The organism is Variovorax paradoxus, from assembly GCF_009755665.1.
Taxonomy (GTDB): domain Bacteria; phylum Pseudomonadota; class Gammaproteobacteria; order Burkholderiales; family Burkholderiaceae_C; genus Variovorax; species Variovorax paradoxus_G.
On sequence record NZ_CP046622.1, the window covers coordinates 4,942,579 to 4,969,476 of the forward strand.

The 26,898-nt window shown below is 65.8% G+C and carries 26 protein-coding genes and 1 riboswitch; of the genes, 4 read left to right on the top strand and 22 right to left on the bottom strand.

Annotated elements, in window-relative coordinates:
• The first annotated feature begins 88 nt into the window (after nucleotides 1-88).
• Nucleotides 89-1,195 carry an ABC transporter substrate-binding protein gene (locus tag GOQ09_RS23100; protein WP_157616044.1) on the top strand — a complete coding sequence of 369 codons (1,107 nt, stop codon included), beginning with the start codon at nucleotides 89-91 and terminating at the stop codon, nucleotides 1,193-1,195.
• 163 nt (nucleotides 1,196-1,358) lie between these two features.
• Nucleotides 1,359-2,474, top strand: coding sequence for an ABC transporter substrate-binding protein (locus GOQ09_RS23105; RefSeq protein ID WP_157616823.1), 1,116 nt, complete (start codon nucleotides 1,359-1,361; stop codon nucleotides 2,472-2,474).
• 4 nt (nucleotides 2,475-2,478) lie between these two features.
• On the opposite strand, the gene GOQ09_RS26150 is transcribed toward GOQ09_RS23105, so the two are convergent.
• The 12 genes from GOQ09_RS26150 to GOQ09_RS23160 form a co-directional block, all read right to left on the bottom strand.
• Entirely contained in the window at nucleotides 2,479-2,652 is a 174-nt protein-coding gene (locus GOQ09_RS26150; protein WP_165442116.1) for a hypothetical protein, read from the bottom strand.
• Between the two features lie 118 nt (nucleotides 2,653-2,770).
• On the bottom strand, nucleotides 2,771-4,465 hold the full coding sequence (locus GOQ09_RS23110) for an MFS transporter (protein WP_157616045.1): 1,695 nt from the start codon (nucleotides 4,463-4,465) through the stop codon (nucleotides 2,771-2,773).
• Between the two features lie 169 nt (nucleotides 4,466-4,634).
• A complete protein-coding gene (locus GOQ09_RS23115; RefSeq protein ID WP_157616046.1) occupies nucleotides 4,635-5,279 on the bottom strand; it encodes a 2-hydroxychromene-2-carboxylate isomerase in 645 nt (214 codons plus the stop codon).
• Nucleotides 5,276-5,542 carry a DUF1289 domain-containing protein gene (locus GOQ09_RS23120; protein ID WP_157616047.1) on the bottom strand — a complete coding sequence of 89 codons (267 nt, stop codon included), beginning with the start codon at nucleotides 5,540-5,542 and terminating at the stop codon, nucleotides 5,276-5,278. The genes GOQ09_RS23115 and GOQ09_RS23120 overlap by 4 nt, the downstream gene beginning before the upstream one ends.
• Nucleotides 5,539-6,027, bottom strand: coding sequence for a YbaK/EbsC family protein (locus tag GOQ09_RS23125; RefSeq protein ID WP_157616048.1), 489 nt, complete (start codon nucleotides 6,025-6,027; stop codon nucleotides 5,539-5,541). Before GOQ09_RS23125 ends, GOQ09_RS23120 begins: the two co-directional genes overlap by 4 nt.
• Entirely contained in the window at nucleotides 6,027-6,947 is a 921-nt protein-coding gene (locus GOQ09_RS23130; RefSeq protein ID WP_157616049.1) for a hydroxymethylglutaryl-CoA lyase, read from the bottom strand. The genes GOQ09_RS23125 and GOQ09_RS23130 overlap by 1 nt, the downstream gene beginning before the upstream one ends.
• Before the next feature lie 149 nt (nucleotides 6,948-7,096).
• Complete coding sequence (locus GOQ09_RS23135; RefSeq protein WP_157616050.1) at nucleotides 7,097-8,266, bottom strand: acyl-CoA dehydrogenase family protein; 1,170 nt, start codon at nucleotides 8,264-8,266, stop codon at nucleotides 7,097-7,099.
• Nucleotides 8,263-9,486 carry a CaiB/BaiF CoA transferase family protein gene (locus GOQ09_RS23140; protein WP_157616051.1) on the bottom strand — a complete coding sequence of 408 codons (1,224 nt, stop codon included), beginning with the start codon at nucleotides 9,484-9,486 and terminating at the stop codon, nucleotides 8,263-8,265. The genes GOQ09_RS23135 and GOQ09_RS23140 overlap by 4 nt, the downstream gene beginning before the upstream one ends.
• A 121-nt stretch (nucleotides 9,487-9,607) precedes the next feature.
• A complete protein-coding gene (locus GOQ09_RS23145; RefSeq protein ID WP_157616052.1) occupies nucleotides 9,608-10,621 on the bottom strand; it encodes a Bug family tripartite tricarboxylate transporter substrate binding protein in 1,014 nt (337 codons plus the stop codon).
• A gap of 27 nt (nucleotides 10,622-10,648) precedes the next feature.
• The gene (locus tag GOQ09_RS23150; RefSeq protein ID WP_028259574.1) at nucleotides 10,649-11,032 is read right to left on the bottom strand and encodes a cupin domain-containing protein; all 384 of its coding nucleotides are present in this window, start codon (nucleotides 11,030-11,032) and stop codon (nucleotides 10,649-10,651) included.
• Nucleotides 11,033-11,038: 6 nt separating this feature from the next.
• Nucleotides 11,039-11,776 (bottom strand): IclR family transcriptional regulator, encoded by a 738-nt coding sequence (locus tag GOQ09_RS23155; protein WP_157616053.1) that lies wholly within the window; start codon nucleotides 11,774-11,776, stop codon nucleotides 11,039-11,041.
• A 98-nt stretch (nucleotides 11,777-11,874) separates the two neighbouring features.
• Complete coding sequence (locus tag GOQ09_RS23160; protein WP_157616054.1) at nucleotides 11,875-12,795, bottom strand: 2-hydroxyacid dehydrogenase; 921 nt, start codon at nucleotides 12,793-12,795, stop codon at nucleotides 11,875-11,877.
• Nucleotides 12,796-12,954: 159 nt separating this feature from the next.
• Between GOQ09_RS23160 and GOQ09_RS23165 the strand changes: the two genes are divergently transcribed.
• On the top strand, nucleotides 12,955-13,269 hold the full coding sequence (locus tag GOQ09_RS23165) for an EthD family reductase (RefSeq protein WP_126748232.1): 315 nt from the start codon (nucleotides 12,955-12,957) through the stop codon (nucleotides 13,267-13,269).
• A gap of 1 nt (nucleotide 13,270) precedes the next feature.
• On the opposite strand, the gene GOQ09_RS23170 is transcribed toward GOQ09_RS23165, so the two are convergent.
• The 6 genes from GOQ09_RS23170 to GOQ09_RS23195 form a co-directional block, all read right to left on the bottom strand.
• The gene (locus GOQ09_RS23170; protein ID WP_157616055.1) at nucleotides 13,271-15,274 is read right to left on the bottom strand and encodes an acetyl/propionyl/methylcrotonyl-CoA carboxylase subunit alpha; all 2,004 of its coding nucleotides are present in this window, start codon (nucleotides 15,272-15,274) and stop codon (nucleotides 13,271-13,273) included.
• Complete coding sequence (locus GOQ09_RS23175; RefSeq protein WP_157616056.1) at nucleotides 15,267-15,938, bottom strand: DUF4126 domain-containing protein; 672 nt, start codon at nucleotides 15,936-15,938, stop codon at nucleotides 15,267-15,269. Before GOQ09_RS23175 ends, GOQ09_RS23170 begins: the two co-directional genes overlap by 8 nt.
• A gap of 9 nt (nucleotides 15,939-15,947) precedes the next feature.
• A complete protein-coding gene (locus GOQ09_RS23180; RefSeq protein ID WP_157616057.1) occupies nucleotides 15,948-16,739 on the bottom strand; it encodes an enoyl-CoA hydratase/isomerase family protein in 792 nt (263 codons plus the stop codon).
• Nucleotides 16,740-17,084: 345 nt separating this feature from the next.
• Entirely contained in the window at nucleotides 17,085-18,710 is a 1,626-nt protein-coding gene (locus GOQ09_RS23185; RefSeq protein ID WP_157616058.1) for a carboxyl transferase domain-containing protein, read from the bottom strand.
• On the bottom strand, nucleotides 18,707-20,389 hold the full coding sequence (locus GOQ09_RS23190) for an AMP-binding protein (protein WP_157616059.1): 1,683 nt from the start codon (nucleotides 20,387-20,389) through the stop codon (nucleotides 18,707-18,709). The genes GOQ09_RS23185 and GOQ09_RS23190 overlap by 4 nt, the downstream gene beginning before the upstream one ends.
• Nucleotides 20,390-20,539: 150 nt before the next feature.
• Nucleotides 20,540-21,712 (bottom strand): isovaleryl-CoA dehydrogenase, encoded by a 1,173-nt coding sequence (locus tag GOQ09_RS23195; protein WP_157616060.1) that lies wholly within the window; start codon nucleotides 21,710-21,712, stop codon nucleotides 20,540-20,542.
• A gap of 140 nt (nucleotides 21,713-21,852) precedes the next feature.
• Between GOQ09_RS23195 and GOQ09_RS23200 the strand changes: the two genes are divergently transcribed.
• Nucleotides 21,853-22,881, top strand: a complete 1,029-nt coding sequence (locus GOQ09_RS23200; protein WP_157616061.1) for an AraC family transcriptional regulator — start codon at nucleotides 21,853-21,855, stop codon at nucleotides 22,879-22,881.
• A gap of 312 nt (nucleotides 22,882-23,193) precedes the next feature.
• Here GOQ09_RS23200 and GOQ09_RS23205 read toward each other — a convergent pair whose 3' ends face one another.
• From GOQ09_RS23205 to GOQ09_RS23220, 4 genes are all read right to left on the bottom strand, one after another.
• On the bottom strand, nucleotides 23,194-23,520 hold the full coding sequence (locus GOQ09_RS23205) for a thioredoxin family protein (RefSeq protein ID WP_126748240.1): 327 nt from the start codon (nucleotides 23,518-23,520) through the stop codon (nucleotides 23,194-23,196).
• Nucleotides 23,521-23,613: 93 nt separating this feature from the next.
• Nucleotides 23,614-24,306: an HAD family hydrolase gene (locus GOQ09_RS23210; RefSeq protein ID WP_157616062.1), complete on the bottom strand. Its 693-nt coding sequence runs from the start codon at nucleotides 24,304-24,306 to the stop codon at nucleotides 23,614-23,616.
• A gap of 55 nt (nucleotides 24,307-24,361) precedes the next feature.
• Nucleotides 24,362-26,245 carry a phosphomethylpyrimidine synthase ThiC gene (thiC, locus tag GOQ09_RS23215; protein ID WP_157616063.1) on the bottom strand — a complete coding sequence of 628 codons (1,884 nt, stop codon included), beginning with the start codon at nucleotides 26,243-26,245 and terminating at the stop codon, nucleotides 24,362-24,364.
• A gap of 90 nt (nucleotides 26,246-26,335) precedes the next feature.
• A riboswitch (TPP riboswitch) is annotated at nucleotides 26,336-26,441 on the bottom strand.
• 26 nt (nucleotides 26,442-26,467) lie between these two features.
• On the bottom strand, nucleotides 26,468-26,896 hold the full coding sequence (locus tag GOQ09_RS23220; RefSeq protein WP_157616064.1) for a YchJ family protein: 429 nt from the start codon (nucleotides 26,894-26,896) through the stop codon (nucleotides 26,468-26,470).
• Nucleotides 26,897-26,898: the final 2 nt, after the last annotated feature.

A 26,898-nucleotide genomic window follows, 5' to 3' on the forward strand; every position in this document is an offset into this window, starting at 1 on the left:
GGGTTTATACGGATTCAGCCAAAGACACTTTGAGTAACAAATAGACGATTTTATTTACGTTTATCCGAACACCTCCGGACGACCACCCATGAAGACGCTGCACGCGCTTTGCGCCGCCCTCCTGACGATGGCCGCTACGGCCGCTTCGGCCCAGATCCTGATTGGCCAGACGACCGGCGTGACCGGCTCGGTAGCCGCCAGCGTGAACGAAGCCCTGGGCGGTGCCCAGCTGGTGATCGATGCCGCCAATGCCCAGGGCGGCATTCACGGCGAGAAGATCGAGATCCTCCGCATGGACGACGCTTTCGACGTGAAGCGGGCCGGCGAGAACGCCCGCGTGCTGATCGAAGACAAGAAAGTGCTGGCGCTGTTCCTGAGCCGCGGCACGCCGCATTCGCAGGCCATCGTGCCGTGGCTCGACAAGCACGGCGTTCCGCTCATCGCGCCTTCCACCGGCGCCATGGCGCTGCACAAGCCGGTTCTCAAGCACGTGTTCAACGTGCGCGCCACCTACCAGCGCGAAGCGGAAAAGGCGATCCAGCACCTGCTCACCACCGGCATTGCCCGCATTGCGGTGGTCTACGTGACCGACTCCTTCGGCCAGGACGCGCTCGAAGGCGCAATGACCGGCTTTGCGAAGGCCCAAGCCAAGCCCATCGTCACCGTGCCGGCCGACCGCGAGAAGCCCGACTACAAGTCCATCGTGCCGGCCATCAAGGACGCCAATGCGCAGGCGGTGCTCTGGATCGGCTCGGGCGTCGCCGTGGTCGACGGCATCAAGGCGCTGCGCGCGGGGGGCTCATTCGCGCAGGTGGTCACCTTGTCGAACAACGCCTCGTCGGGCTTCATCAAGCAATTGGGCGATGCGAGCAAAGGGGTGATCGTGACCCAGGTGTTCCCGAACGAACGTTCCATCAGCTACCCGATGGTCAAGGAAGCCATGGCGCTTGCGCAGGCCAAGGGCCAGGCCGAACTCTCGCCCGCGGCGCTGGAGGGCTTTGCCTCGGCCAAGGTGCTGGTGGAGGCGCTGCGCCGCGCCGGGCCCAAGCCCACGCGCGCCAAGGTGCTTGCGGCGCTTGAAACCCTGCGCGCCTATGATCTCGGCGGCCTGGAAGTGAGCTATTCGCCGCAAGACCATTCGGGCATCGACTTCGCCGACCTGGCCATCATCAGCGACGGCCGCTTCAAGCGGTAAACGGCGCCCGCGCGAGCCACGTTGTTGCGGGGCTCCTTGTCGATTCCATAGGAAACTATGGTTTGACAGGGTTTCCACGAGCGAGTGAACGCCACTCGCTGCAACACATTTGCGCATCTTCCGACGGAAGCATCCGCTTCGCGTAAAGGCTCGTTCGATGAAGATGTACAGGTTCCACGCCGGCGCGCTTTTCCTGGCCGTGACCTTGGCCGCGGCGGTCTCCGGCGCATCGGCGCAGATCGTCATCGGCCAGTCGGCCGACCTGTCGGGCCCGGCGGCGGTGGGTGTGAAGGAAACGATCATGGGCTCGCAGCTGGTCATCGACCATGTGAATGCCCAGGGCGGTGTCCACGGCCTGCAGATCGAGGTGATCCGGCTGGACGACGGCCTGGACCCCAAGCGCTCGCTCGAGAACAGCCGCATCCTCATCGAGGACAAGAAGGTGCTGGCGCTGCTGCTCAACCGGGGCACGCCCAACACCCTTGCCGTCATTCCCCTGCTCGACCAACACGGCGTGGCGCTGGTTGGCCCTTCGACCGGCGCCATGGCGCTGCACAAGCCGCTGCAGAAAAACGTATTCAACGTGCGCTCGACCTACCAGCGTGAGGCCGAAACGGCGGTGCAGCACCTGTACACCACCGGCATCCAGCGCATTGCGGTGGTGCAGGCCGATGATTCCTTCGGAAGAGACGCGATGGAAGGCGCGAGCCGAGGCTTCGAGCGGGCCGGGCTGGCGCCGGCCGTGCTTGCGTTGGCCGACCGCAGCAAGCCCGACTACGCGGCGATCGTGCCGCAGCTCGTCAAGGCCAACGCGCAGGCGGTGCTGTGGATAGGCTCCGGCACGGCAGTGACCGACGGCGTGAAGGCACTGCGCGCCGCGGGCTCGGCGGCGCAGATCGTCACGCTGTCGAACAATGCGGCGTCAGGCTTCATCAAGGAGCTCGGCTCCGCCAGCACCGGCGTGATCGTGACGCAGGTGCTGCCCTACGAGCGCGCGCTCGGCCATCCGCTGGTCAAGGAAGCGATGGCACTCGCGCAGGCCCGGGGTCAGACCGAGCTGTCGCCGGCATTCCTCGAAGGCTTTGTAGCCACCAAGGTGCTGGTGGAGGCCCTGCGCCGCACCGGCCCCAGGCCGACCCGCGCCAGGCTGATCGCCGCGCTCAACCGCTTTCGCTACGACGTGGGCGGCAAGCTCGACGTGAACTACTCGCCGCAGGACCACACAGGCATCGACTACGTCGACCTGTCGATCGTCAGCGAAGGCCGCTTCAAGCGATAGCGGCTTACTTGGCCGGCGCTGCGGGCGCTGCGGGCGCCGCCGGGGTAGCGGGCGCGGGCTCATGCGTCACATCGCCGCCGTGCTTCTCGCCGGACATGTCGATCTTGTCGCCGCCCTTCGAAATCACGTAAAGGGCCACAGCGGCAAAGATGACGAAGCCGACAACGAGTTTCCACATGGGTTCTATCTCCTGATGGGGTTCAATGGGTTCAAGAAAAAGGCCTCATGCCGACGGCATGAAGCCCCTTTGTTGAACGGAGGGCCGGCTTGCGCCCTCCTCTCGAACATGCCTCGCGTCAGTCGTTCGCGTAGATGTCCACGTCCTTCGTCTCGCGGATGAAGAGCATGCCGACGACCAGCGTCACCCCGGCGATGATGATCGGGTACCAGAGGCCGTTGTACATGTTGCCGGTGGTCGCCACGATAGCGAAGGCGGTGGTTGGCAGCAGGCCGCCGAACCAGCCGTTGCCGATGTGGTACGGCAAGCTCATCGAGGTGTAGCGGATGCGCGTTGGGAACAGCTCGACCAGCATGGCGGCAATGGGGCCGTACACCATGGTGACCAGCAGCACCAGCCAGAACAGCAGCGCCACGACCATCAGCTTGTTCATCTTGGCCGGGTCGGCCTTGGCTGGATAGCCCGCCACCTTCAGGTCGTCGGCCACGGCCTTCTTGAAGGCTGCGATTTCCTTGGCGGACGATTCGTCGAACTTCAGGTTGACCACGTTGCCGACCGGCGCCTCGATGGTCTTGGTGCCGATCTTGACGATGGCCTTGGAGCCGGGGGCGCCTTCGACGTTGTCATAGCTCACCGAGTTCTGCACCAGGTAGCGCTTGGCGATGTCGCAAGAACTCCTGAAGTCGATCTCGCGTGCCACCGGGTTGCCCTGGAACGAACACGACTTCGGATCGGCCGTCACCGTGACGCCGGCGGTCGCTTGCGCGCGGGCCAGGTCGGGGTTGGCATATTCCGTGATCATCTTGAAGACCGGGAAGTAGGTCACCACGGCCAGCAGGCAGCCCGCCATGATGATCGGCTTGCGGCCGATCTTGTCGGACAGCGTGCCGAAGACCACGAAGAACGGTGTGCCGATGAGCAGCGAGGCCGCGATCATCAGATTGGCGGTCGTGGGATCGACCTTGAGCTGTTGCGTCAGGAAGAACAGTGCGTAGAACTGGCCCGTGTACCAGACCACGGCCTGGCCGGCGGTCAGACCGATGAGCGCCAGGATCACGATCTTGAGGTTCTTCCACTGGCCGAACGATTCGGACAGCGGCGCCTTCGAGGTCTTGCCCTCGGCCTTCATCTTCTGGAAGGCGGGCGACTCGGAAAGCGACAGGCGGATCCACACCGAGATGCCGAGCAGTGCGATCGACACCAGGAAGGGAATGCGCCAGCCCCAGTCGCCGAACGCCTGTTCGCCGAGCCAGGTGCGCACGCCCAGGATGACCAGCAGGCTCAGGAACAGGCCGAGCGTTGCAGTGGTCTGGATCCACGAGGTGTAGGCGCCGCGCTTGCCGTGCGGCGAGTGCTCGGCCACATAGGTAGCGGCACCGCCGTACTCACCGCCGAGCGCAAGGCCCTGCAGCATGCGCAGCGCAATCAGGATCACCGGCGCGGCAACGCCGATGGTCGCGTAGCTGGGCAGCAGGCCGACGATGAAGGTCGACAGGCCCATGATCAGGATGGTGACCAGGAAGGTGTACTTGCGTCCGATCATGTCGCCCAGGCGGCCGAACACGATGGCGCCGAACGGCCGTACCAGGAAGCCCGCTGCGAATGCCAGCAGCGCAAAGATGAAGGCCGCGCCCGCATCGAGTCCGCTGAAGAACTGCTTCGCGATGATCGCGGCCAGCGAGCCGTAAAGATAGAAGTCGTACCACTCGAACACCGTGCCAAGGGAGGAAGCGAAGATGACCTTCTTTTCCTCCGCGGACATGGGCCGGGGGGCCGGGTGCGGCATCCCCCTCGAATCCAGTGTTGCTGCCATTTGCGTCGTCTCCTGTGTATGCGTTCGTTCAGCCCCGGCAATCGGGACCGTGGCGCATTCTTGGAGGCGCGACTGACCCGAGCCTTTCGCGAAACTGAACCGACGCTTACGGATTAAGGTGAAACCCGCAGGGTTCGTTTCAGGTTGTAAGAAATCGGGAAACCACTAGTCAGTTTTTGCTGCTGCGCAGCATCGAAGGCCGCTGGTCGGCGCCGGCCCAGTGCGGCCCGTCGAACCATGTGTCGCCGCCCATATAGGCGCGCAGCATCGCAAGCCCGTCGAAGCCCCAGAACTGGCGGCCGTCCACCACATAGGCGGGGGTGCCGAACACGCCGGCTTGCACGGCCTCGTCGGTGTTGCGCTTGAGCAGGGCCTTGCTCTCGTCGCTGTTCATGTCGCGCTTGAGCTGCAGTTGCGCAGCCAGCGCGGCCAGGCGCGCGGCGTCGCCGGCCTCTTCTCCGCCGCGCCACACGTTGCGAAAAATCGTCTCGGCCGCCAGGCGGCTGATGCGGCCGTCGTCCGAAGTCGAGACCGCAAGCCGCAGGTGCGGCAGCGGGTTGTACGGATGCGATGCGGGCATCTCGATGTGAATGCCGTTCGCATGGCCAAGCCAGAGCACATGCCGGTAGGTCCAGGCGCGCTTGGCTGGAATCTCCGCTGGGCCGAGCTGGCCGTGGTGCTTGAGCAATGCGCCGAGCAGCACGGGCTTGTAGGCCACGCTGTAGCTCAGGCCTTCGAGCGCCTCTGGCAGGTGCTCGAACGCAAGGTGTGCGTAGGGCGAGATGAAGTCCAGGTAAAAGTCGATGTGCTTCATGCGTGGTTGTCTCCAGATGCCTCGGGGAGCCGCCAGATGCCGGCTCGCGCCCGCAACTCTATGGCACGCCACACGCCGCGCCGCGCTGCGTCGTCCATCTTGCCCCAGGCCGCAATCTCGGGAATGGTGCGCAGGCACCCTTCGCAAAAGCCGCTCTGGCGGTCCATGCGGCAGACGGAGGTGCAGGGCGAAGGCGCATCGCCGGCCGAGCGCTGTACGGCGTTGGCGCGCTCGGCCAGCAGTTCCGCAGCGTCGAAGTTCACACCACGTCCGCCACCGGCGCGCCGGTGAGCTTCTCGAGGTCTTGCGGGCGCAGCTGGAACACCGCATGCGGATGCCCGGCCGCGGCCCAAATCTCCTCGAACCGGAACAGCTCGCGGTCGATCAGAACCACCGGCTCAGTGGTGTGCCCTACCGGCGACACGCCGCCGATGGTGAAGCCGGTGCGGGCCTTCACAAACTCGGCGTCGGCGCGGCCGGTCTTGCCGATGAGTGCGTCGACCTTCTTCTCGTCGACACGCTTGTCGCCCGAGGTGATGACCAGCACCGCCGCGTCGTCGCTCTTGCGCCGAAAGATGATGCTTTTGGCGATCTGCCCGACCAGGATGCCGAGTGCATCGGCCGCCTGCTGCGCGGTGCGGCAGGCATCGTCGAGCATGCGCGGCGAATGGGGATGGCCCGCGTCCTGCAGCACACGCGAAACGCGCTGCACGCCTTCTGGCAGCGAATGAAGTTCAGCGCCGCACATCAAGCTTCCCTTTTCGTACGGATTGCCTTCGACGCCCGCGAATTCGGCTCGCGCCCCAGCGCCCCGCTGATATACACGCCCGCGTCGATCAGCTTGTCCAGGTCGATGCCGGTCTCGATGCCCATGCCGTGCAGCATGTACACCACGTCTTCGGTCGCCACGTTGCCCGTGGCGCCCTTGGCGTAAGGGCAGCCGCCAAGGCCGGCGGAGGACGACTGGAAGTTCCAGACCCCCAGCTCCAGCGAAGCCAGCGTGTTGACCAGCGCCTGGCCGTAGGTGTCGTGGAAGTGGCCCGAGATGTGGTCCACGCCGAAGTGCGCCAGCGTGGCCTCGATGGCGGCCCGCACCTTGCCCGGCGTGCCCACGCCGATGGTGTCGGCCACATCCACGCGCTGCACGCCGATGTCCTTCATCAGCTTCGCCAGCATGCCCACGCGCTCGGATGCAACCTCGCCTTCGTAGGGGCAGCCGACGGTGCACGACATGGCGCCGCGCACGTCGATACCCTTCTCGCGAGCCGCGGCCACCACCGGCGCAAAGCGCTCGATGCTCTCGGCAATGGAGCAGTTGATGTTCTTCTGGCTGAAGGCCTCGCTCGCGGCGCCGAACACAACAATCTCGTCGGGCCACTCTTCGCGCGGCGCGGCAATCGAGGCCTCGAAGCCCTTCATGTTGGGCGTGAGCACCGAGTAGCGCACGCCGGGCTTGCGCTTTATGCCGTGCATCACCTCGGCGTTGTCGGCCATCTGCGGCACCCACTTGGGGCTCACGAAGCTGGTGACCTCGATCTCCTTCAGGCCGGCGTCCTGCAGGCGATGCACCAGCCCGATCTTGACTTCAGCCGAGACCGGCTGCTTCTCGTTCTGCAGTCCGTCGCGCGGACCGACGTCAACGATCTTGACCTTGGCGGGGAGTTTCATGGCGTGTCTCTGGAGTTCGCAGGAAGAAGAAAAATAGGCCGTCCTTCGATTGTCGGCCACCTGCGTCCGCCGTGCTCGGCCGGGCTGTTGCGCGGGGGTTGCAATGCCCGCCACTGGCGTTGCAAATCGCGCCAGCGCAGCAACATCGCTCAATACGACTTGGGCAGGCCGAGCGCTTTTTCCGCGATGAAGTTCAGGATCATCTGCGGGCTCACCGGCGCAATGCGCGGAATGTAGCTCTCGCGCAGCAGCCGCTCGACATGGTATTCCTTCGCATAGCCCATGCCGCCAAGCGTGAGCACGGCGTTCTGGCAGGCGTCATGCGCCGCTTCGGCCGCCAGGTACTTGGCTGCATTGGCCTCGATGCCGCAGGGCTCGCCCGCGTCGTACAGCGTGGCGGCCTTGAACACCATCAGGTCGGCGGCCTCGAGGTTGGCCCAGGCGCGTGCGAGCGGATGCGCCACGCCCTGGTTCTGGCCGATGGGCCGGCCGAACACGACGCGCTCCTGCGCGTACTGCGAGGCGATGCGCAATGCGGCGCGGCCGATGCCGATGGCCTCGGCCGCAATCAGGATGCGCTCGGGGTTGAGCCCGTGCAGGATGTACTCGAAACCGCGGCCTTCGTCGCCGATGCGGTCTTCCTCGGGCACCTGGAGCCCGTCGATGAAGAGCATGTTCGAGTCGACCGCCGCGCGCCCCAGCTTGTGGATCTCGCGCACCTCGACCTTGCTTCGGTCCAGCGGCGTGTAGAACAGCGTGAGGCCCTGCGTGGGCTTCTTCACCTGGTCGAGGGGCGTGGTGCGTGTGAGGATCAGCATGCGGTCGGCCACCTGTGCGGTCGAGATCCATATCTTGCGGCCATGCAGCAGATAGCTGCCGTTGGGCTGGCGCACCGCCTGCGTCTTGAGGCTCGTGGTGTCGAGCCCTGCGTCGGGCTCGGTCACGGCGAAGCAGGCCTTCTCGGTGCCGGCAATCAGCGGCGGCAAGAAGCGCTGGCGCTGCGCCTCGCTGCCGAACACCACCACCGGGTTGAGCCCGAAGATGTTCATGTGCACCGCAGAAGCACCCGACATGCCCGCCCCCGATGCGCTGATGGCGCGCATCATCAGCGCCGCTTCGGTAATGCCCAGGCCCGCACCGCCCTGCGCCTCGGGCATCGCGATGCCGAGCCAGCCGCTTTCCGCCACGGCGCGGTGGAACTCGTGCGGGAACGCGGCGCGGTCGTCGTGGTCGCGCCAGTAGTCGGCGGGAAAGTCTTCGCAGAGGCGCTCGATGGCCGCCACCAGCGAGCGCTGGTCTTCATTCAGGGAAAAGTTCATTCGCTGTCCTTCGTGGGTTCCGGCTGCAGCGTGACGCCGCGCGCGAGCATCCGGTCGATCTCTTCGCTTGCATAGCCCGCTTCGCGCAGCAGCTCGACGCTCTGTTCGCCAATACGCGGCGCGGGCCGGCGAATGGCCGCGGGAGTGGCGCTGTAGCGGCCGACCGGCGCCAGCGTGCGGATGCGGCCCTCGCTCGGATGGTCGAGTTCCGGAAAGAAACCGACTGCGCGCAGGTGCGGGTCGTCCAGCAGGCTGTCGGTGCTGTGCAGGCGCGCGACCGGGATGTCGGCTGCTTCGAGCACCGCCATCCATTCATCGCTGCCGCGCGTGGCCATCACCTCGGCCACGAATGCGTAGACCGCACCAATGTTCGCGGCGCGCGCCGTGTGCGTACCGAACATCGGCGAATCGCGCAGCTCGGGCCGGCCGATCACGTCGAAGAAGGCCTGCCAGTGCTTGTCGTTGTAGATCAGCACGCTCAGGTAGCCATCGGCCGTGGCGTAGGGCTTGCGGTGCGGCGCGAGCAGGCGCGCATAGCCGGTGGGGCCGAGCGGCGGCTCGAAGCTGTGGCCACCGAGGTGGTCGCCCATCACGAACTGCGAAAGCGCCTCGAACATCGGCACTTCCACCGCCTGGCCCTTGCCGGTGCGCTGCGCATGCAGCACGGCAGCCAACAGCGCGATGGCGGCCTGCAGGCCCACGGCGCGGTCGGCCAGCGTGACCGGGGCGTAGCGCGGCGCATCGCCGCTTTGCTGCGCAAAGAGCGAGGCGACGCCGGCCGCGCCTTGGATCAGGTCGTCGTACGCGGGCTTGCCGGCATACGGGCCTTCTTCGCCGTAGCCGAACGCGCCGAGGTAGACGATCTTCGGGTTGGCCGCAGCCACCGCTTCGTAGCCCAGCCCGAGCCGCGCCATCGCCTGCGGCCGCGTGTTGTAGATGAGCGCATCGCAGCCGGCCGCGAGCCGCAGGCAGGCCTCGCGGCCTTCGGGGTGCTTCAGGTCGAGCACGATCGAGCGCTTGTTGCGGTTGAGGTGCAGCGCCATCGCCCCCATGCCGGCATTGCGCATCGGACCGACCGCGCGCAGGTTGTCGCCTGAGGGAGGCTCGACCTTGACGATGTCCGCGCCCAGGTCGCCGAGCGTCTGCGTGGCGTAGGGGCCCATCACCACCGCCGTGAGGTCGAGGATGCGAATGCCGCGGAGTGGTCCCGTGGTGTTCATTTCTTTGCTCCTTCCCCTTCCGGGGGAAGGTTGGGATGGGGGCAGGCAGAGCGGTCGACGGGAACGCCGCTTGCCCCCACCCCTGCCCTCCCCCGGGAGGGGAGGGAGAAATACAGATTGCTCATTCCGGTTGAATGCCCGCAGCCTGGATCAGCTTCTTCCACTTGGCCAGCTCCGCCACAGTGAACGCACCCAACTCTTCAGGCGTGCTGCCGAACGCATCGAAGCCCAGCTTCGCCACGCGTTCGCGGAACACCGCCCCGCTCGCCATTTCCGACAGCGCCTTGTTGAGCTTCAGCACAACGTCGCGTGGCGTTCCGGCCGGTGCGAACACGCCGTTCCAGGAGGTGATGTCGAAGCCCTTGAGCTCGGGCGTGTCGGCCAGCGGCGGCAGTTCTGGAAAGAGCTTGGTGCGCTCTTGCGTGGTGACGGCAATCGCGCGCATCTTGCCGGCCTTCACCGTCGCGAGCCCCGCGGCAAGGTCGACCACCATCATCGACACCTGGCCGCCGATCAGGTCGGCGATGGCCGGCGGCGTGCTCTTGTAGGGCACGTGCAGCATCGGCACGCCGCTCATGCGCGACAGCGTGGCGCCGCTCACGATGCCGGTGCTGTTGCCGCTTGCATAAGTGAGCTTGCCCGGGTGGGCGCGGCCCCAGGCCAGCAGCTCGGCCACGCTCTTTACCGGCAGGTCGTTGTTCACCACCAGCATGAACGGCAGGTTGCCCATGCGGCTCACGGGCGCAAAATCTTTCACCGGGTCGTAGGGCAGCGACTTCATCAGGCTCGGGTTGGCCGAGTGCGTGGTGTTGGTCGTCATGAAGAGCGTGTAGCCGTCGGGCGGCGCCTTGGCCACGAACTCGGCGGCAATCACGCCGTTGGCGCCCGCGCGGTTGTCGACGATGACCGAGGTCTTCAGTGCCTCGCCCAGCATCTGCGCAGTGATGCGCGCCACCGCATCGGTGCCGCTGCCGGCAGCAAAGGGCACGATGAGCTTGATGGGCTGCTTCGGATAGCCCTCTTGCGCAAAGGCCCACGGCGCCGCGCCTGCCAGGCCTGCCGCGGCTCCGATGGAAATGAAACGGCGGCGGCTTGCCACCGCGACTGTTTCTGTCGCGTTCTTCGTCGTCTGCATGTTGTCTGTCTCCGGGGTTGTTGTCGGTCAGGGCCGGATCACGCGCTCCGGCAGTTCCTCGTACGGCGGGCTGTAGATGACCAGCACGCGCACCGGCTCGTCGCTCACCACCGTGAAGGTGTGCATTGCGTCGGCCGGAAAAAAGCAGCTGTCGCCCGGGTGCAGCTCTTGCCGCTGCCCGCCCACCTCTGCCACCGCCCGGCCTTCGAGCATGTAGCAGACCTGCTCGATGCCAGGGTGGGCATGGGGCAACGCGCCCTTGCCCTTCTGGATGTGGCCGACCAGCACCTCGAGTTGTTTCGCGCCCACGGTCTCGGGGCCGATGAGCCGCTTGTTGAGCGTGCCGGTGTGGTTGGCCGGGTGATAGCCGGCAATCTCGCTTTCGCGGACGAAGTAGCGTGGGGAGGTCATTGTTTTTCAGCCTTTGTGTTCGATGGCCAGGCAGGCCGAGCGCAGCATGGCGGCCACGTCGTCGATGCGGGGCTCCAGCCGGTAGCGCGGGCCCGCCACAGAGATGGCGTAGGCCTCGCCCCCGATGCGCAGCGGCCATGCAAGGCCGACCAGATCGGGAATGCTTTCGCCGAGGTTGCCGTACCAGCCGCGAGCCGGTGAGCGCTCGAGCTCTTGTTCGATGGCTTCGGCGGTGGTCAGCGTGGCGTCGGTCAGCGGCACCAGCCGGGTGGCTTCGAGCAGCTTGCGGCGCGCCTCGGGCGTGAGCGTGGAAAGCAGCGCGCGGCCCATCGAGTTGGCATAGGCCGGGCGGGTTTCGCCCGACTCGGCGGAGTAGCGAATGCTCTGCGGCGCGCTCAGCACTTCGAGGTAGACGACAGTGTTCGGGTCGCGGAACTTGCCGAACAGCACGGTTTCGCGCGTGCCGTCGCGCAGTTCTTCGAGCGCGGGCCGCACGCGGTCGAGCACCGGGTCGTGCGCCGCAATGATCTGCGCCATGGCGAGCAGCCGGCCGGTGGGGTAGTAGCCCTGACGGCGGCCGGTTTCGTACATGTAGCCCTGCTCTTCGAGCGTACGAATCAGCCCGAGGCAGCTGGACACGGGCATTTCGAGCAGGCGCGCCATTTCGGACAGCGCCAGTGGCTGCTTCTCCCGGGCGAAGAGCTCGACGATCTCGATTACGCGAAAAGCAGTTTTCACAACCATGAAGGAATTTTCGCGTATGTGAAAAACAAAAGCGTCAGGGTTTGCCCCTGGCTGCGCCTCCTTTCAGCGTAATCGTCGGTAACGCAGGCCGTTCGTTGTCAGTAGCCCCGGACCGGATCGACCACGCCGCTGACCGGCAGGCCCTGCTCCATGGCGCGGATCTTTCCGGCGATCTGGGCAATGGATTCCTCGCGCAGCGTGCGCGCCGAACCGTGCGGCGTGACCGTGATCTTCGGATGGCGCCAGAAGGCGTGGTCGGCGGGCAGCGGCTCGACCTGGAACACGTCGAGCGTGGCGCCCGCCAGCTGGTCCGCGTCGAGCATGGGGATCAGGTCGTCTTCGACCAGGTGCGCGCCGCGCGCAATGCTGATGAGATAGCCACCCGGCCGCAGCTTGCCCAGCGTTTGGCGGTTGAGAATCCCGCGCGTGGCATCGGTCAACGGCAGCAGGTTGACCAGCACACGCGTGGACGACAGGAACTCGTCGAACTGCGCTTCGCCACTGAACACCTTCACGCCGTCGATGGCCTTGGGCGAACGGCTCCAACCCAGCACCGGAAACTCGAACTGCGCCACGGCCTTGGCAACCCTCTCGCCCAGCACGCCCAGGCCCATGATGCCGACCGGAAAGTCGCGCCGCAGCCGCGGCTTGCGGTAGCTCCAGCGCCCTTCGCGCGCGTCGGCCTCGTAGACGTCGAATTCGCGGAAGTGCCGGATCAGCGTATGGCACACGTACTCGGCCATCTGCACCGACATGCCGGCATCGTCGAGCCGCACGATGCGCGTCTGCGGCGGCACCTTCAGCTTGAGCAGCGCGTCGACGCCCGCGCCGATGTTGAACAGGCCACGCAGCCCCGGCTGTTCGTCGAGCAACTGCTGCGGCGGCACCCACACCACGGCATGGTCGGCCTGGGCGGCACCCGGCTGCCAGGTCTCGATCTGCGCTTCAGGCAACTCGGCCTTGAGGCCTTCGATCCACGGTTCGGGGCGGTTGTCGGTGAGAGAGACGATGATTTTCATGGCTCAATCTTAGAGGGGCCGTTAGACGGGCTGCTGCAGGGGCCGGCCACGCCGCGGCCTGCCCGGGCCCATGACCAATGGCCGCTTGTAGCGCCCCGAGCCTTCTTCTATGCTGGTGCGCGACCGCCGAAGACATCGAAACACCAGGAGACCGAAGCAATGATCAAAGTCAGCGTGATGTACCCCTACACCGAGGGCGCCCGATTCGACCACGCCTACTACCGCGACACGCACATGCCGCTTCTGAAGGCACGCATGGGAGACGCCTGCAAGTCGTACACGATCGACAAGGGCCTGGCCGGCGGCGCACCCGGCACGCCGCCGACCTATGTCGGCATGTGCCATGTGTTCTGCGAATCGACCGAAGCTTTTCAGGCGGCCTTCGGCCCGCATGCCAAGGAGATCCTCGGCGACATCAGGAACTACACCGACATCGCGCCTGTAATGCAGATCAGCGAAGTGGTGGTGGGCTGATTCAAGCTGCTGCAGCGGCCATCCGCAACAATTCGTCGCCTTCGGCCACCTGCTCGCCGGGCGAGAACATCAGTTCTTCCACGGTGCCGTCGGCCGGCGCGGCGATGGTGTGCTCCATCTTCATCGCTTCCATCACCGCAAGCGGCTGGCCTCGGCTGACCTTGTCGCCAGCCTTGACCGCGAAAGACACGACCTTGCCGGGCATCGGCGCAGTGAGCCGGCCGCCTTCGGCGTGGGTGTCGCCGGCATGGGCCAGCCGATCGATGGCCGTGATTTTGGTCGCGCCCTTCGACGCGAACACGTGGGCGGTCGCGCCGTCCAGATGCACGTCGAGCGTCTGCCGCGTGCCCGCGAACTCGACTTCGAACTCGCCCGACGGGAACTGGCCCACGGCCAGCAGGCCTTGCACGCCACCGGCTTCGAGCCAGAGGCTGCCGTCGCGCTTGTACGTCACCAGGGCCGTCTCCTCGGCACCGCGAAACTCGAAGTCGAAGTGGCGCCGGTACTCGCCCATGGCGCGCCAGCCGTCGCGACGCTCGAACGGGTCGGGTGCGCCGGCCGGCCGTTCGGTGATCAGCGTGCGGGTGATGGCCGCCGCGGCGGCCAGCGGCAGGCCCAGTGCCTCGCGGTCGAACAGCACGGTGCGTTCGCGCTCGATCAGCGCGGTGTCGAGGTTCGCCTTCGAGAACGACTCGGTCGCGAGGATGCCGCGCAGAAACTGCACGTTGGTCGAAACGCCCACGATCTGCACCTGCGCCAGCGCCGCATCGAGCCGCGCCAGCGCCTCGTCGCGCGTGCTGCCGTGCACGATGAGCTTGGCGATCATCGAGTCGTAGAACGGCGAGATTTCGCCGCCCTCGCGCACGCCGTCGTCGATGCGCACGCGGCTGCGCTGGAAAGCCGTGGCCTGCGGTTTGCGGTACACGCGCAGCGTGCCGGTGGCCGGCAGAAAGTTGTTGTCGGGGTTCTCGGCGCAAATGCGCGCTTCGATGGCATGGCCATGAATCTGCAGCTCGGCCTGCTTGGCCGGTAGCGGCTCGCCCGAGGCCACGCGCAGCTGCCACTCCACCAGGTCGAGGCCGGTGATGGCTTCGGTCACCGGGTGTTCGACTTGCAGGCGTGTGTTCATCTCCATGAAGAAGAAGTTCATCTCGCCGCCTTCTCGCTGCTCCACGATGAATTCCACCGTGCCAGCGCCCACGTAATCGACGGCACGCGCCGCTGCCACAGCGGCTTCGCCCATCTGCTTGCGCATCGCCTCGGTCATGCCGGGTGCGGGCGCTTCCTCGAGCACCTTCTGGTGCCGGCGCTGCACCGAGCAATCACGCTCGAACAGGTAGACATAGTTGCCGTGCGTGTCGCCGAACACCTGGATCTCGATGTGGCGCGGGCGCTGCACGTACTTTTCGATGAGCACCGCGTCGTCGCCGAAGCTGTTGATTGCCTCGCGCTGGCATGAAGCGAGCGCCGCAGCAAAGTCTTCGGCCTTGTCGACCGCGCGCATGCCCTTGCCGCCGCCGCCCGCGCTGGCCTTGATGAGCACCGGATAGCCGATGCGGTCGGCCTCGCGCTGCAGCAGAGCCGGCTCCTGGTCATGACCGTGATAGCCGGGCACGAGCGGCACGCCGGCTTTTTCCATCAGCTGCTTCGACTCCGCCTTCAGTCCCATCGCCTTGATTGCCGAGGGCGGCGGGCCGATGAAGACAAGCCCTGCATCAGCGCAGGCCTGCGCGAATTCTTCGTTCTCGCTCAGGAAGCCGTAGCCGGGGTGCACCGCTTCGGCGCCCGTGGCCTTGGCGGCCTCGAGGATCTTCTGCCAGCGCAGGTAGCTGTCTTTCGGCGCGCTGCCGCCCAGGTGCACCGACTCATCGCAGGCGCGCACGTGGTTGGCATGCGCGTCGGCATCGGAGTACACGGCCACGGTACGGATCGCCATGCGACGGGCAGTAGCGGCCACGCGGCACGCGATCTCGCCACGGTTGGCGATCAGGATCTTCTTAAACATTCGGAGTGTCTCCCGGAGGATTCTTTTTCAGTTGAAATGCAGGCGTGACGCCCGGATCGGGTCGGCCGCTGAAGATGCGGGCCACGCGGCTGAACAATGCCTTCAGAAAGCGCCAGCTCTTGCGGATGAGCCACACGCTGAGCACAAGCACCAGCACAAAAAGCACCAGGAAGACCAGCGGATGCGCCACCGCCAGCCACAGGCCGGCCGGCACCATGCTGTCTTCGACCAGCGACGCGCCCACATTCGAGAAAGGCTCGGGCGATGTATTGATGGCCGCGCGCGTGGTGGCCTTGGCTGCATGTGCGGTGGCCGCAAAGCCGCCGCCAAGCAGCGCCGCAACAACCGCCATGGCCCCATGGTCGGCGCCGAACACGCTGGCCGCGAGTGCCGCGCCGGCCGGAATGCGAATGGCGGTGTGCACCACGTCCCAGAGCGAGTCGAGGCCGGGAATCTTGTCGGCGAAGAACTCGATGAACACCATGAAGCCGCTCGCCGCAATGACGACCGGATGCGCGAGCATCTGCAGCCCGCCGGGCAGCGGCACCCAGCCGAAGTAGCCGGCCAGCCCGGTGAGCAGCACGACCAGGTACAGCCGCACGCCGCTGGCCCAGCCGATAGCGGCGGCCAGGGCAAGCAGTTGGGGCATGTCGAGCGCGTTCATGGCGTGCGCTCAGCGGCCGAGCCAGGACGGCTTGCGTTTCTGCAGGAAGGCCTGCACGCCTTCGCGGCCTTCGTCGCTTGCGCGGATGTCGGCAATGCCCTCCACCGTCTTGGCAATCAGCGCGTCGTCGATCTCGCGCCCGTCCACGTCGGCGATCAGCTGCTTGCAGGCCCGTACCGCGGCAGGGCTGGCACCGGTGAGCGCCTTCACGAGCTCGTCGACCTTGGAATCGAGCGCGTCGGCGCCCGCAACCACTTCGTGCACAAAGCCGATGCGATGTGCCTCGGCGGCGGTGAAGCGCTCGGCCGTCAGAAAGTAGCGCTGCGATGCGCGCGTGCCCATGGCGCGCAGCACATACGGGCTGATGGTCGCGGGCACGAGGCCGATCTTCACTTCGCTCAGGCAGTACCAAGCCGTGTCGACACTCACCGCCATGTCGCAGGCTGCGACCAGCCCCATGCCGCCCGCATACACATCGCCCTGCACGCGCGCGATGGTGGGCTTGGGGCATTCGGCAATGGTGTGCAGCATGGTGGCCAGCTTGCCCGCATCGGCGATGTTCTCGTCGCGCATGTAGTCGGCCATGCGGCGCATCCAGTTGAGATTCGCTCCGGCGCAGAAGGCAGGGCCATTGGCGCCGAGCACGATGGCCTTGACCTGCGGCTGGGCGCCGGCTTCGGTGAAGGCCTGCGTCAGTTCGGCGATGACGATGTCGTCGAAGGCGTTGCGTGCGTCGGGCTGGTCTAGCCAGATGCGTGCGACTGCGTCCTGGACTGCCAGTTTCAGTTTAGTGAAGGTCATGTCATTCGTCCGTAGTGCTGATGCGTGGTTCGCAGTGCTTTCGGGGCGTGTGCAAAGGCCACCGGGCACTCCCCTCCGCGAATGTCCCCCGGGGCTGCGCCCCTCCTCCTTTATTTCGCTGCGCGGAGCACCCGATGCCCTGTGCACCGGGGCACGCTGCTGGTGTACAGCCGATCAACGACCGCCGTTCATCACGCACACGTCGATGGGGTGCCTTGCGCAGCGAAATAAAGGAGGAGGCCGCAGGCCGGGGGACATTCGCGGAGAAAGGTACCCCGTCGGCGGGGGCGCGCCCTGAAAGGCAACGCCCACATCGACCCGAAGCGCAAGAAAGCTGTGCCATGACTACATCCGGAAAATGCCGAACTTCGGCTCCGGAATCGGAGCATTGCGCGCAGCAGCAAGCCCCAGCGCCAGCACCCGCCGCGTATCCGCCGGATCGATGATTCCGTCGTCCCACAGCCGCGCTGTTGCGTAATACGGGTGGCCCTGGTCTTCGTACTGCTGGCGAATCGGCGCCTTGAAGGCTTCTTCCTCTTCCTTGCTCCAGCTGCCGCCCTTCAACTCGATGCCGTCGCGCTTCACCGTGGCCAGCACGCTCGCGGCCTGCTCGCCGCCCATCACGCTGATGCGCGCGTTGGGCCACATCCAGAGAAAGCGCGGGCTGTAGGCGCGGCCGCACATGCCGTAGTTGCCGGCGCCGAAGCTGCCGCCGATGATGATGGTGAACTTGGGCACGTTGGCCGTGGCCACTGCCGTCACCATCTTGGCGCCATGGCGCGCTATGCCTTCGTTCTCGTATTTGCGCCCCACCATGAAGCCCGTGATGTTCTGCAAAAACACCAGCGGAATCTTGCGCTGGCAGCACAGCTCGATGAAGTGCGCGCCCTTTTGCGCCGACTCGCTGAACAGAATGCCGTTGTTGGCGACGATGCCGACAGGCATGCCCTCGATCTCGGCAAACCCGCACACCAGCGTGGCGCCGAAGCGGGCCTTGAACTCGTGGAACTCGCTGCCGTCCACGATGCGCGCGATGATCTCGCGCACGTCGAAGGGCTTGCGGGTATCGGTGGGAATCACGCCGTAGAGCTCTTCGCGCGGAAATGCGGGTTCGCGTACGGCGGCCTTCTCGTCGCCTTCAGTGGCCGTTTTCGCGTTGAGGTTGGCCACCGCCGAGCGCGCAAGCGCCAGCGCGTGCAGGTCGTTCTGCGCCAGGTGGTCGACCACGCCCGACAGCCGCGTGTGCACGTCGCCGCCGCCCAGGTCTTCGGCCGTGACAACCTCGCCCGTGGCTGCCTTCACGAGCGGCGGGCCGCCCAGGAAGATGGTGCCCTGGTTCTTCACGATGATCGACTCGTCGCTCATCGCCGGCACGTAGGCCCCGCCCGCCGTGCATGAGCCCATGACCACCGCAATCTGCGGAATGCCCTGGGCGCTCATGTTGGCCTGGTTGTAGAAGATGCGGCCGAAGTGGTCGCGGTCGGGAAACACCTCATCCTGGTTCGGCAGGTTGGCGCCGCCCGAATCGACCAGGTAGATGCAGGGCAGACGGTTCTGTTCGGCGATTTCCTGCGCACGCAAGTGCTTCTTCACCGTCATCGGGTAGTAGGTGCCGCCCTTCACCGTCGCGTCGTTGCAGACGATCATGCAGTCGACGCCGTTCACGCGGCCGATGCCTGCGATAAGGCCGGCACCGGGAGCCGATTCAGTCCCCTTGGCGTCTAGGTACATCGCATGCGCCGCGAGCGGTGCGATTTCCAGGAACGGGGTGCCGGGGTCGAGCAGCTCGGCGACGCGGTCGCGCGGCAGCAGCTTGCCGCGTGCGGTGTGCTTGGCGCGCGCGGCCTCGCCGCCGCCCTGCTCCACTTTTGCGAACTGCTTGTGCAGGTCATCCACCAATGCGCGCATCGCCGCGGCGTTGGCCTGGAAGTCGGCCGAGCGCGCATTCAATTTCGTTTCGAGTTTGCTCATGCTGTCTTTTCTTGCGTGAGACCGAGCTGCTCGGTCATGGCTTCGCGGATCTTGAATTTCTGGATCTTGCCGGTCACCGTCATCGGAAACTCGGTGACGAACTGGATGTACTTCGGCACCTTGTAGTGCGCGATCTGTCCCTTGCAGAACTCTCGGATCTCGGTGTCGGTTGCGCTCTGGCCGGGCTTGACGATGATCCAGGCGCAGAGTTCTTCGCCGTACTTCTTGTCGGGCAGCCCGACCACCTGCACGTCCTGCACCTTCGGGTGGCGGTACAGAAACTCCTCGATCTCGCGCGGGTAGATGTTCTCGCCGCCGCGGATCACCAGGTCCTTGATGCGGCCGACGATGTTGACGTAGCCCTCGGCGTCCATGGTGGCCAGGTCGCCGGTGTGCATCCAGTGCTCGGCGTCGATGGCCTCGCGGGTCTTGGGCTCGTCTTCCCAGTAGCCGTGCATCACCGAGTAGCCGCGCGTGCACAGCTCGCCCGATTGGCCGGTCGGCACGATGGTGCCGGTTTCGGGGTCGACGATCTTCACTTCGATGTGCGGCTGCACGGTGCCCACGGTCGACACGCGCTTGTCCAGCGGCGTGTCGGTGCTGCTCTGGCAGCTCACCGGGCTGGTTTCGGTCATGCCGTAGGCGATGGTGATTTCGCTCAGGTGCATTTCGTTCACCACGCGCTTCATCACCTCGATGGGGCACGGCGAGCCGGCCATGATGCCGGTGCGCAGCGTGGAAAGGTCGAACTCCTTGAAGCGCGGATGGTCGAGCTCGGCAATGAACATCGTGGGCACGCCGTGCAGCCCGGTGCACTTCTCGGCCTGCACGGTCTCGAGCACCGTGAGCGGATCGAAGCCGTCGTTCGGATACACGATGGCCGAGCCGTGCGTGAGGCAGGCCAGGTTGCCGAGCACCATGCCAAAGCAGTGATACAGCGGCACCGGGATGCACAGCTTGTCGGCAGGCGAGAGCTTCATGCACTCGCCGATGAAAAAGCCGTTGTTCAGGATGTTGCGGTGCGTGAGCGTTGCGCCCTTGGGAAAGCCCGTGGTGCCGCTGGTGAACTGGATGTTGATCGGGTCGGTAGCTTTCAGCGTCTTCTGCACCTCGGCCACGCGCGGGTCGGCTGCATTGCCGCCTGCCAGCAACTTGCTGAAGCGCTGCATGCCGGGCGCTTCGGCATCGGCTGCCGCGTTGCCGTCGATCCAGAAGGTGTGCTGCAGCTGCGGCAGGCGCTTGGGGCCCAGCTCACGCAGCATGCCGAGGTAGTCGCTGGTCTTGAACCGCGCCATGGTCACCAGCACCTTGCAGCCGACCTTGTTGAGCGCGTACTCGAGCTCTGAAGTGCGGTAGGCCGGGTTGATGTTGACGAGGATCAGGCCGGCCTTTGCGGTGGCGATCTGCATCAGCACCCAGGGTGCATTGTTGTGCGACCAGATGCCCACCCGGTCGCCTGCGGCGAGGCCCAGGTTCAGCAGCGCGCTCGCCAGCTTGTCGGATTCAGCTTGCAGCTCGCGGTAGGTGAAGCGCTTGCCTTCGTGGCGGCTGATGAGGGCTTCACGGTCGGGTTGCCTTGCGACCATGTCGTCGAAGAAGTCGCCGATGGTTTGTTCGATGAGGGGAACGTCGGTGGCGCCCTTGCCGTAGCTCTCGGTCAACGCAGCAGTCATGCTCATGTCCTTCCTTGTCTCCGTCTGGTCTTGCTCCTTCCCCTACCGGGGGAAGGTTGGGATGGGGGCAAGCGGCGCTTGTTCGGCGCAGTGCTTCATCGAAGGCCGCCGGCCCCCACCCCTGCCCTCCCCCGGGAGGGGAGGGAGAAATGCAGTTCAGGCAGTTTCCGCAAACAACTCGCGCCCAATCAACATCCTTCGGATCTCGCTCGTCCCCGCGCCAATCTCATACAGCTTGGCATCGCGCCACAGCCGCTCGACCGGAAATTCCTTGGTGTAGCCCACGCCGCCCAGCGCCTGGATTGCCTCGCCGGCCATCCATGTCGCCTTTTCGGCCGAGTAAAGAATGGCGCCGGCCGCGTCCTTGCGGAAGGTGCGCGCATGGTCGTTGCGGTCGCAGGCCTTGCCCACCGCGTACACATAGGCGCGCGTGGCCTGCCAGGTCGAATACATGTCCGCGAGCTTGCCCTGCATGAGCTGGAACTCGCCGATGCTCTGGCCGAACTGCTTGCGCTCGTGAATGAAGGGCAGCACCGCATCCATGCACGCGGCCATGATGCCCAGCGGGCCGCCCGAGAGCACCGCGCGCTCGTAGTCGAGCCCGCTCATCAGCACCTTGGCGCCCATGCCTTCGCCGCCGAGCACGTTCTCTTCCGGCACTTCGCAGTTGTCGAAGAACAGCGGATAGGTGTTGGAGCCGCGCATGCCGAGCTTGTCGAGCTTGCTGCCGGCCGAAAAGCCCTTGAAGCTCTTCTCGACGATGAAGGCCGTCATGCCGCGTGCGCCCATCTCGGGTTCGGTCTTGGCGTAGATCACCAGCGTGTCGGCGTCGCCGCCATTGGTGATCCACATCTTGCCGCCGTTCAGCACGTAGTAGCCGTTCTTCTTCTCGGCCTTGAGCTTCATGCTCACCACGTCGGAGCCGGCGTTGGGCTCGCTCATGGCCAGCGCACCCACATGCTCGCCGCTCACGAGCTTGGGCAGGTACTTCTTCTTCTGCGCGTCGCTGCCGTTGCGGTGGATCTGGTTCACGCACAGGTTGGAGTGCGCGCCGTAGGAGAGGCCCACAGAGGCCGAGGCACGCGAGACTTCTTCCATGGCCACGATGTGCGCCAGGTAGCCCAGCTCGGTGCCGCCGAATTCTTCTTTCACGGTCATGCCGTGCAGGCCGAGTTCGCCGAGCTTTTGCCACAGGTCGTGCGGAAACAGGTTGTCGCGGTCGATGTCGGCGGCGCGGGGCGCGATTTCGTTCGCGGCAAAGTCCTGGATGGCGCTGCGCAGCGAGTCGATGTCCTCGCCCAGGTCGAAGTTCAGGCCGGGATCGTGCATGTGTCTTGTCTCCTCTGAGGGGGTCGGCGCGCAGGCGGTCCCACGCGGATTGGCGCTTGGAAGAACGCAGCTTACGCCTCGCCGCGCCGCAATTGGCGCCACAATGGTTGCAAATTGCGCCACGTACCCCTCGCCCGACCATGACCTCGCCCGCCTTCCTGAAACCCGCCCGAGCGGTCACGCCCATGGCCTTTGTGAGAGCCATCGTGAAGGGCTATGAGCGCTACGGCATCGACCCGGCGGAGGCCCTGAAAGCGGCACAGATCACGCCGCGCGAACTGGCGCGGCCGGGCGCGCGGGTCACGGCGGCGCAGTTCGAGGCGTTGTCGGAACATGCCATGCAGGAGCTGGACGACGAGGCGCTGGGCTGGTTCTCGCGGCGCCTGCCCTGGGGCAGCTACGGCATGCTGTGCCGCGCGTCGCTGAGCTCTCCCGACCTGGGCGTGGCCATCAAGCGCTGGTGCCGCCACCACCGGCTGCTGACCGAGGACATCGGTCTTGCGCTCGAGGTGACGGGTGGCGTGGCCACGCTGCGCATTGCCGAGAACCGCCCGCTCGACGAGGCGTTTCGCGAGTTCTGCCTGGTGACCAGCCTGCGCTTCATGCACGGCTACATGTGCTGGGCCATCGACTCGCGCATTTCACTGCGGAGCGCCACCTTTCCGTTCGCGGCGCCGCCGCACCGAGACGCCTACGCGCCGATGTTCACGCCAGAGGTACGCTTCGAAGCACCGCAGGCCACCATCAGCTTCGACGAGCGCTATCTCGCCCTGCCCCTGCAGCGTGACGAGCGGGCACTGCGCGCCATGCTCAAGCGTGCGCTGCCGCTCACCATCCTTCAGTACCGCCGCGACCGCCTGCTGGGGCAGCGGGTGCGCGAGCTGCTGCGTTCGCGCGCTGGCGAAGCCACCACGGCGGAGGCGCTGGCCACGCTGCTGAACGTATCGGGCCGCACGCTGCACCGGCAGCTGCACGAAGAAGGGACATCGCTGCAGGTGCTGAAGAACGAAGTACGCCACGAGATGGCGGTGGAGCAGTTGCGCCGGACCAATCGGCCTATCAAGCAAGTGGCGCTGTCGGTGGGGTTTCGCAACGAGAAGAGTTTTTCGCGTGCGTTCCTGCAGTGGACCGGGCACGCGCCGCGTGACTTTCGGGCGCTGGGGTTGTAGGTTTTCTTGCCGCTGTCGGGGACTTTTCAGGGCTTGTGCAAAGGCCACCGGGTACTCCCCTCCGCGAATGTCCCCCGCCTTCGGCTCCTCCTTTATTTCGCTGCGGGGAGCACCCGATGCCCTGTGCACCGGGGCACGCTGCTGGTGTACCGCTGATCAACCACCGCTCTTTGCAACGCGCCCGTCGATGGGGTGCCTTGCGCAGCGAAATAAAGGAGGAGGGGCGCAGCCCCGGGGGACATTCGCGGAGCAAGGTACCCCGTCGGCGGGTGCGCCGCCCTGAAAGAACCAGCGCTAAAAAACCCCGAGCAATCACCCCGGCTGAGCAATCAAAGCCAGCGCATCCGAAATCGACTGGCTGTCTTCCGGCCGCACCAGCTTCGCGACTTCCTTGCCGTCCCGCATGAACACCAGCGTGGGCCACAGCCGCACGTTGAACGAGCGCCCCAAGGGACGACCGCTGCCATCTTCGACCTTGATGCGCGGGATGTCGGGGTACTTGGCAAAAGCCTCTGCGATATTGGGCTGCGCGGCCTTGCAGATGCCGCACCAATTGGTACCGAACTCGACCACCGCGGGGCCTTTCAGGGCATCGATTTCGGCGCGGGCCGGTTGCTCGGTCTTGTATTCGGAAGTCATGACGATCTGGCTCCTTTCTTGGCTTGCTTGGTCCATTGCACCAAAATTTTTCGGGCTTGTTTGCGGCAGGGGCTTGGGTTAGCCGGCTGGTTTTCAGGCAGGCTGCATGCCATGCGCCGCAAGCAGCGCCGGCAGTTCCCGCATGTCGCTGAACACCTGCAGCGCGCCCACACTGCGCAGCGCCTCGGGCCCGCTGTGGCCTGATTCGCCGGTGCTGTAGCCGAACACCGTGGCGCCTGCGGCCACACCGGCCATGGCGCCCGTCACGGTGTCTTCGACCACTGCGCAGCGTTTCGGATCGACGCCCAGAGCCTCGGCGGCGGCAAGGTACACATCGGGGTGCGGCTTGGAGCGCGGCGTCTCGTGGCCGCTGAAGATGCGGCCCTGGAAGCAATCCAGCAGGCCCACCTTCGCCAGTTGGAGCTCGACCTTGTGGCGGTCGGCACCCGACGCGCAGGCGATGCGGCCCTTGAGCCTTCCATGAATTTCACGGATGGCGGCGGGGGCGTGGGGAATGGCCGTCAGTTCGCGTTCGAGGGCTTCGTTGCGGCGGGCCCTGAATGCCCTGAGCCACTCCTCGGTGATCCTGACGCCGGTCTTGGATTCGATGAGATCGGTCTCGTCCTTCACGGCCTTGCCGGTGAAGGTGTTCATCGACTCTTCGGTGGTGAGATGCCAACCGAGTTCGCCGAGCATTTCGGCAAGCACGCGATTGGTGATGGGTTCGGAGTCGACGAGAACGCCGTCGCAGTCGAAGAGGACTGCGGCGAAGGGAAATGGGGTCATTGCGCTGAAGGGGTTTCGGGGAGAGCCCCCATGGTAGCAACGACCCCGGGCGCGCTCAGGCCACCGGCCGTATCGGGATGTAGATCTCCCCGCCGCCCGCCATGAACTCCTTCGACTTTTCTTCCATGCCCTCGGCCATCGCTTCGGCCTCGGCCACGCCTTTCTTGGCGGCGTACTCGCGCACTTCCTGCGTGATCTTCATCGAGCAGAACTTCGGCCCGCACATCGAACAGAAATGCGCCACCTTGCTCGAATCCTTGGGCAGCGTTTCGTCGTGAAATTCACGCGCCGTATCGGGATCGAGACCCAGGTTGAACTGGTCCTGCCAACGGAACTCGAAGCGCGCCTTGCTGAGCGCATCGTCGCGCGAACGCGCGCCCGGGTGCCCCTTGGCCACGTCCGCCGCGTGTGCGGCGATCTTGTACGCAATGATTCCCTGCTTCACGTCGTCGCGGTCCGGCAGGCCCAGGTGCTCCTTCGGCGTCACGTAGCAGAGCATCGCGGTGCCGGCCCAGCCGATCATCGCCGCGCCGATGGCGCTTGCGATGTGGTCATAGCCCGGCGCAATGTCGATGGTCAGCGGCCCGAGCGTGTAGAACGGCGCCTCGTGGCAGTGCTTGAGCTGCTCGTCCATGTTCGACTGGATCATGTGCATCGGCACGTGCCCCGGCCCTTCGATCATCGTCTGCACATCGTGCTTCCACGCGATCTGCGTGAGCTCGCCCAGCGTGCGCAGTTCGGCAAACTGCGCCTCGTCGTTGGCATCGGCGCCCGAGCCCGGGCGCAGGCCGTCGCCGAGCGAAAAGCTCACGTCGTACGCCTTCATGATGTCGCAGATGTCTTCGAAGTGCTCGTAGAGAAAGCTCTCCTTGTGGTGCGCAATGCACCACTTGGCCATGATCGAGCCGCCGCGCGAGACGATGCCCGTCATTCGGTTAGCGGTCAGGTGAATGAACGGCAGCCGCAGCCCCGCATGAATGGTGAAGTAGTCCACCCCCTGCTCGGCCTGCTCGATCAGCGTGTCGCGGTAGATCTCCCACGTGAGGTCTTCGGCCACGCCGCCCACCTTTTCGAGTGCCTGGTAGATCGGCACCGTGCCGATGGGCACCGGCGAGTTGCGCACGATCCAGTCGCGCGTGGTGTGGATGTTCTTGCCGGTTGAAAGATCCATCACGTTGTCGGCGCCCCAGCGGATCGCCCACACCAGCTTTTCGACCTCTTCCTCGATGCTCGAAGTCACGGCCGAGTTGCCGATGTTGGCGTTGATCTTCACCTTGAAGTTGCGGCCGATGGCCATCGGCTCGACCTCAGGGTGGTTGATGTTGGCCGGAATGATCGCGCGGCCGCGCGCCACTTCGTCGCGCACGAACTCGGGCGTGATGATGCGCGGAATGCTCGCGCCCATGGGGTTGCCGGCCACGCGCTTGGCGCGCTCCTCGTTGGCCAGGTACTCGGTCATCCACTCGCGCTTGCCGTTCTCGCGAAGCGCCACGTACTCCATCTCGGGGGTGACGATGCCGCGGCGGGCATAGTGCATTTGCGTCACGTTGGCACCCGACCTGGCGCGGCGCGGCGTGCGCTGCAGGGCCGAGGCGCCGGCGCGCAGTTCGGCCAGGCGCTGGGCGTCGCGGTCTTCGTTCTTGGCGCCGTCGTCCAGCGCGTGGTGGGTGCGGCCCTCGTAGCTTTCGGTGTCGTTGCGCTCCAGCACCCACGCACCGCGCACGTCGGGCAGGCCCCGGCGCACGTCGATCTCGACCTTGGCGTCGGTGTAGGGCCCCGAGGTGTCGTAGAGCGACACGGTCTCGCCGTTGGTCAGCAGCACGTCGCGCACCGGCACATTCAGGTCGGGCCGGCTGCCCGGAATCAGGCACTTGTGCGAAGCGGGAAACGGCTCGCGCGTGAGCGAAAGCAGGGAGGTGAACTTGTCGGGGGCATTCATGCGGGGCACTCCTTGTTGAGGGAAAGGGTGCTCCGCAATCGCTCGGTGGACTTTGGGCGCCACGGTGGTTGGACGTGTGGCGGGACCGGAGTCAGGGAGTGCAGCTCTTCTTACGCCGGTATGACCCGGATCAAGTTCGCGGGTCGGCAGCTTTGCCATCTCAGCACGCCACATGCGTGCACCCCGGAGCGAGGCCGATTGTGCGAGCCTCGGCCCGCCGAGTCAACCAGGAGTCTGCAAGTCGCCTTCGAGGTAGAACCAGCGATCGTCCTCACGCACGAAGCGGCTGCGCTCGTGCAGCCGCGTGGCAGTGCCGGTGCTGCTGCGCTGCCGGGCGACGAATTCGACCTCGGCATGGTCGGCGTCGAGCACCGAGCGCGAGCGGATGTCCAGCCCCAGCCATTTCACGCCGGGCTCGAACTCGATCGAGGCCGGCCGCTTCGATGCATGCCAGGTGGCAAGCAGGTAAGGCCCGCGTTCCAGTACGAAGGCGGTATAGCGCGACCGCATCAGCGATTCGGCGTCGGGCGCGGGCGCGCCCTCGAAGTCCTCGAGGTAGCGGCCGCAGCACAGGGCATAGCCGATGGGCTTGTCTCGACGGTCCGTGCGGCCGCAGGGGCAGGGTCCGGTGGTGGGAACAGTGGCGCTCATGA

What these genes read in the sequence shown, in the direction of transcription:
- GOQ09_RS23100 (WP_157616044.1), top strand. Translation starts at nt 89, where the DNA reads ATGAAGACGCTGCACGCGCTTTGCGCCGCCCTCCTGACGATGGCCGCT.
- GOQ09_RS23195 (WP_157616060.1), bottom strand. Translation starts at nt 21,712, where the DNA reads ATGCACGATCCCGGCCTGAACTTCGACCTGGGCGAGGACATCGACTCG.
- GOQ09_RS23165 (WP_126748232.1), top strand. Translation starts at nt 12,955, where the DNA reads ATGATCAAAGTCAGCGTGATGTACCCCTACACCGAGGGCGCCCGATTC.
- GOQ09_RS23125 (WP_157616048.1), bottom strand. Translation starts at nt 6,027, where the DNA reads ATGTGCGGCGCTGAACTTCATTCGCTGCCAGAAGGCGTGCAGCGCGTT.
- GOQ09_RS23185 (WP_157616058.1), bottom strand. Translation starts at nt 18,710, where the DNA reads ATGAGCAAACTCGAAACGAAATTGAATGCGCGCTCGGCCGACTTCCAG.
- GOQ09_RS23135 (WP_157616050.1), bottom strand. Translation starts at nt 8,266, where the DNA reads ATGAACTTTTCCCTGAATGAAGACCAGCGCTCGCTGGTGGCGGCCATC.
- GOQ09_RS23205 (WP_126748240.1), bottom strand. Translation starts at nt 23,520, where the DNA reads ATGACTTCCGAATACAAGACCGAGCAACCGGCCCGCGCCGAAATCGAT.
- GOQ09_RS23170 (WP_157616055.1), bottom strand. Translation starts at nt 15,274, where the DNA reads ATGTTTAAGAAGATCCTGATCGCCAACCGTGGCGAGATCGCGTGCCGC.
- GOQ09_RS23105 (WP_157616823.1), top strand. Translation starts at nt 1,359, where the DNA reads ATGTACAGGTTCCACGCCGGCGCGCTTTTCCTGGCCGTGACCTTGGCC.
- thiC (WP_157616063.1), bottom strand. Translation starts at nt 26,245, where the DNA reads ATGAATGCCCCCGACAAGTTCACCTCCCTGCTTTCGCTCACGCGCGAG.
- GOQ09_RS23220 (WP_157616064.1), bottom strand. Translation starts at nt 26,896, where the DNA reads ATGAGCGCCACTGTTCCCACCACCGGACCCTGCCCCTGCGGCCGCACG.
- GOQ09_RS26150 (WP_165442116.1), bottom strand. Translation starts at nt 2,652, where the DNA reads ATGTGGAAACTCGTTGTCGGCTTCGTCATCTTTGCCGCTGTGGCCCTT.
- GOQ09_RS23115 (WP_157616046.1), bottom strand. Translation starts at nt 5,279, where the DNA reads ATGAAGCACATCGACTTTTACCTGGACTTCATCTCGCCCTACGCACAC.
- GOQ09_RS23190 (WP_157616059.1), bottom strand. Translation starts at nt 20,389, where the DNA reads ATGAGCATGACTGCTGCGTTGACCGAGAGCTACGGCAAGGGCGCCACC.
- GOQ09_RS23110 (WP_157616045.1), bottom strand. Translation starts at nt 4,465, where the DNA reads ATGGCAGCAACACTGGATTCGAGGGGGATGCCGCACCCGGCCCCCCGG.
- GOQ09_RS23200 (WP_157616061.1), top strand. Translation starts at nt 21,853, where the DNA reads ATGACCTCGCCCGCCTTCCTGAAACCCGCCCGAGCGGTCACGCCCATG.
- GOQ09_RS23155 (WP_157616053.1), bottom strand. Translation starts at nt 11,776, where the DNA reads ATGGTTGTGAAAACTGCTTTTCGCGTAATCGAGATCGTCGAGCTCTTC.
- GOQ09_RS23140 (WP_157616051.1), bottom strand. Translation starts at nt 9,486, where the DNA reads ATGAACACCACGGGACCACTCCGCGGCATTCGCATCCTCGACCTCACG.
- GOQ09_RS23160 (WP_157616054.1), bottom strand. Translation starts at nt 12,795, where the DNA reads ATGAAAATCATCGTCTCTCTCACCGACAACCGCCCCGAACCGTGGATC.
- GOQ09_RS23150 (WP_028259574.1), bottom strand. Translation starts at nt 11,032, where the DNA reads ATGACCTCCCCACGCTACTTCGTCCGCGAAAGCGAGATTGCCGGCTAT.
- GOQ09_RS23130 (WP_157616049.1), bottom strand. Translation starts at nt 6,947, where the DNA reads ATGAAACTCCCCGCCAAGGTCAAGATCGTTGACGTCGGTCCGCGCGAC.
- GOQ09_RS23180 (WP_157616057.1), bottom strand. Translation starts at nt 16,739, where the DNA reads ATGACCTTCACTAAACTGAAACTGGCAGTCCAGGACGCAGTCGCACGC.
- GOQ09_RS23210 (WP_157616062.1), bottom strand. Translation starts at nt 24,306, where the DNA reads ATGACCCCATTTCCCTTCGCCGCAGTCCTCTTCGACTGCGACGGCGTT.
- GOQ09_RS23145 (WP_157616052.1), bottom strand. Translation starts at nt 10,621, where the DNA reads ATGCAGACGACGAAGAACGCGACAGAAACAGTCGCGGTGGCAAGCCGC.
- GOQ09_RS23175 (WP_157616056.1), bottom strand. Translation starts at nt 15,938, where the DNA reads ATGAACGCGCTCGACATGCCCCAACTGCTTGCCCTGGCCGCCGCTATC.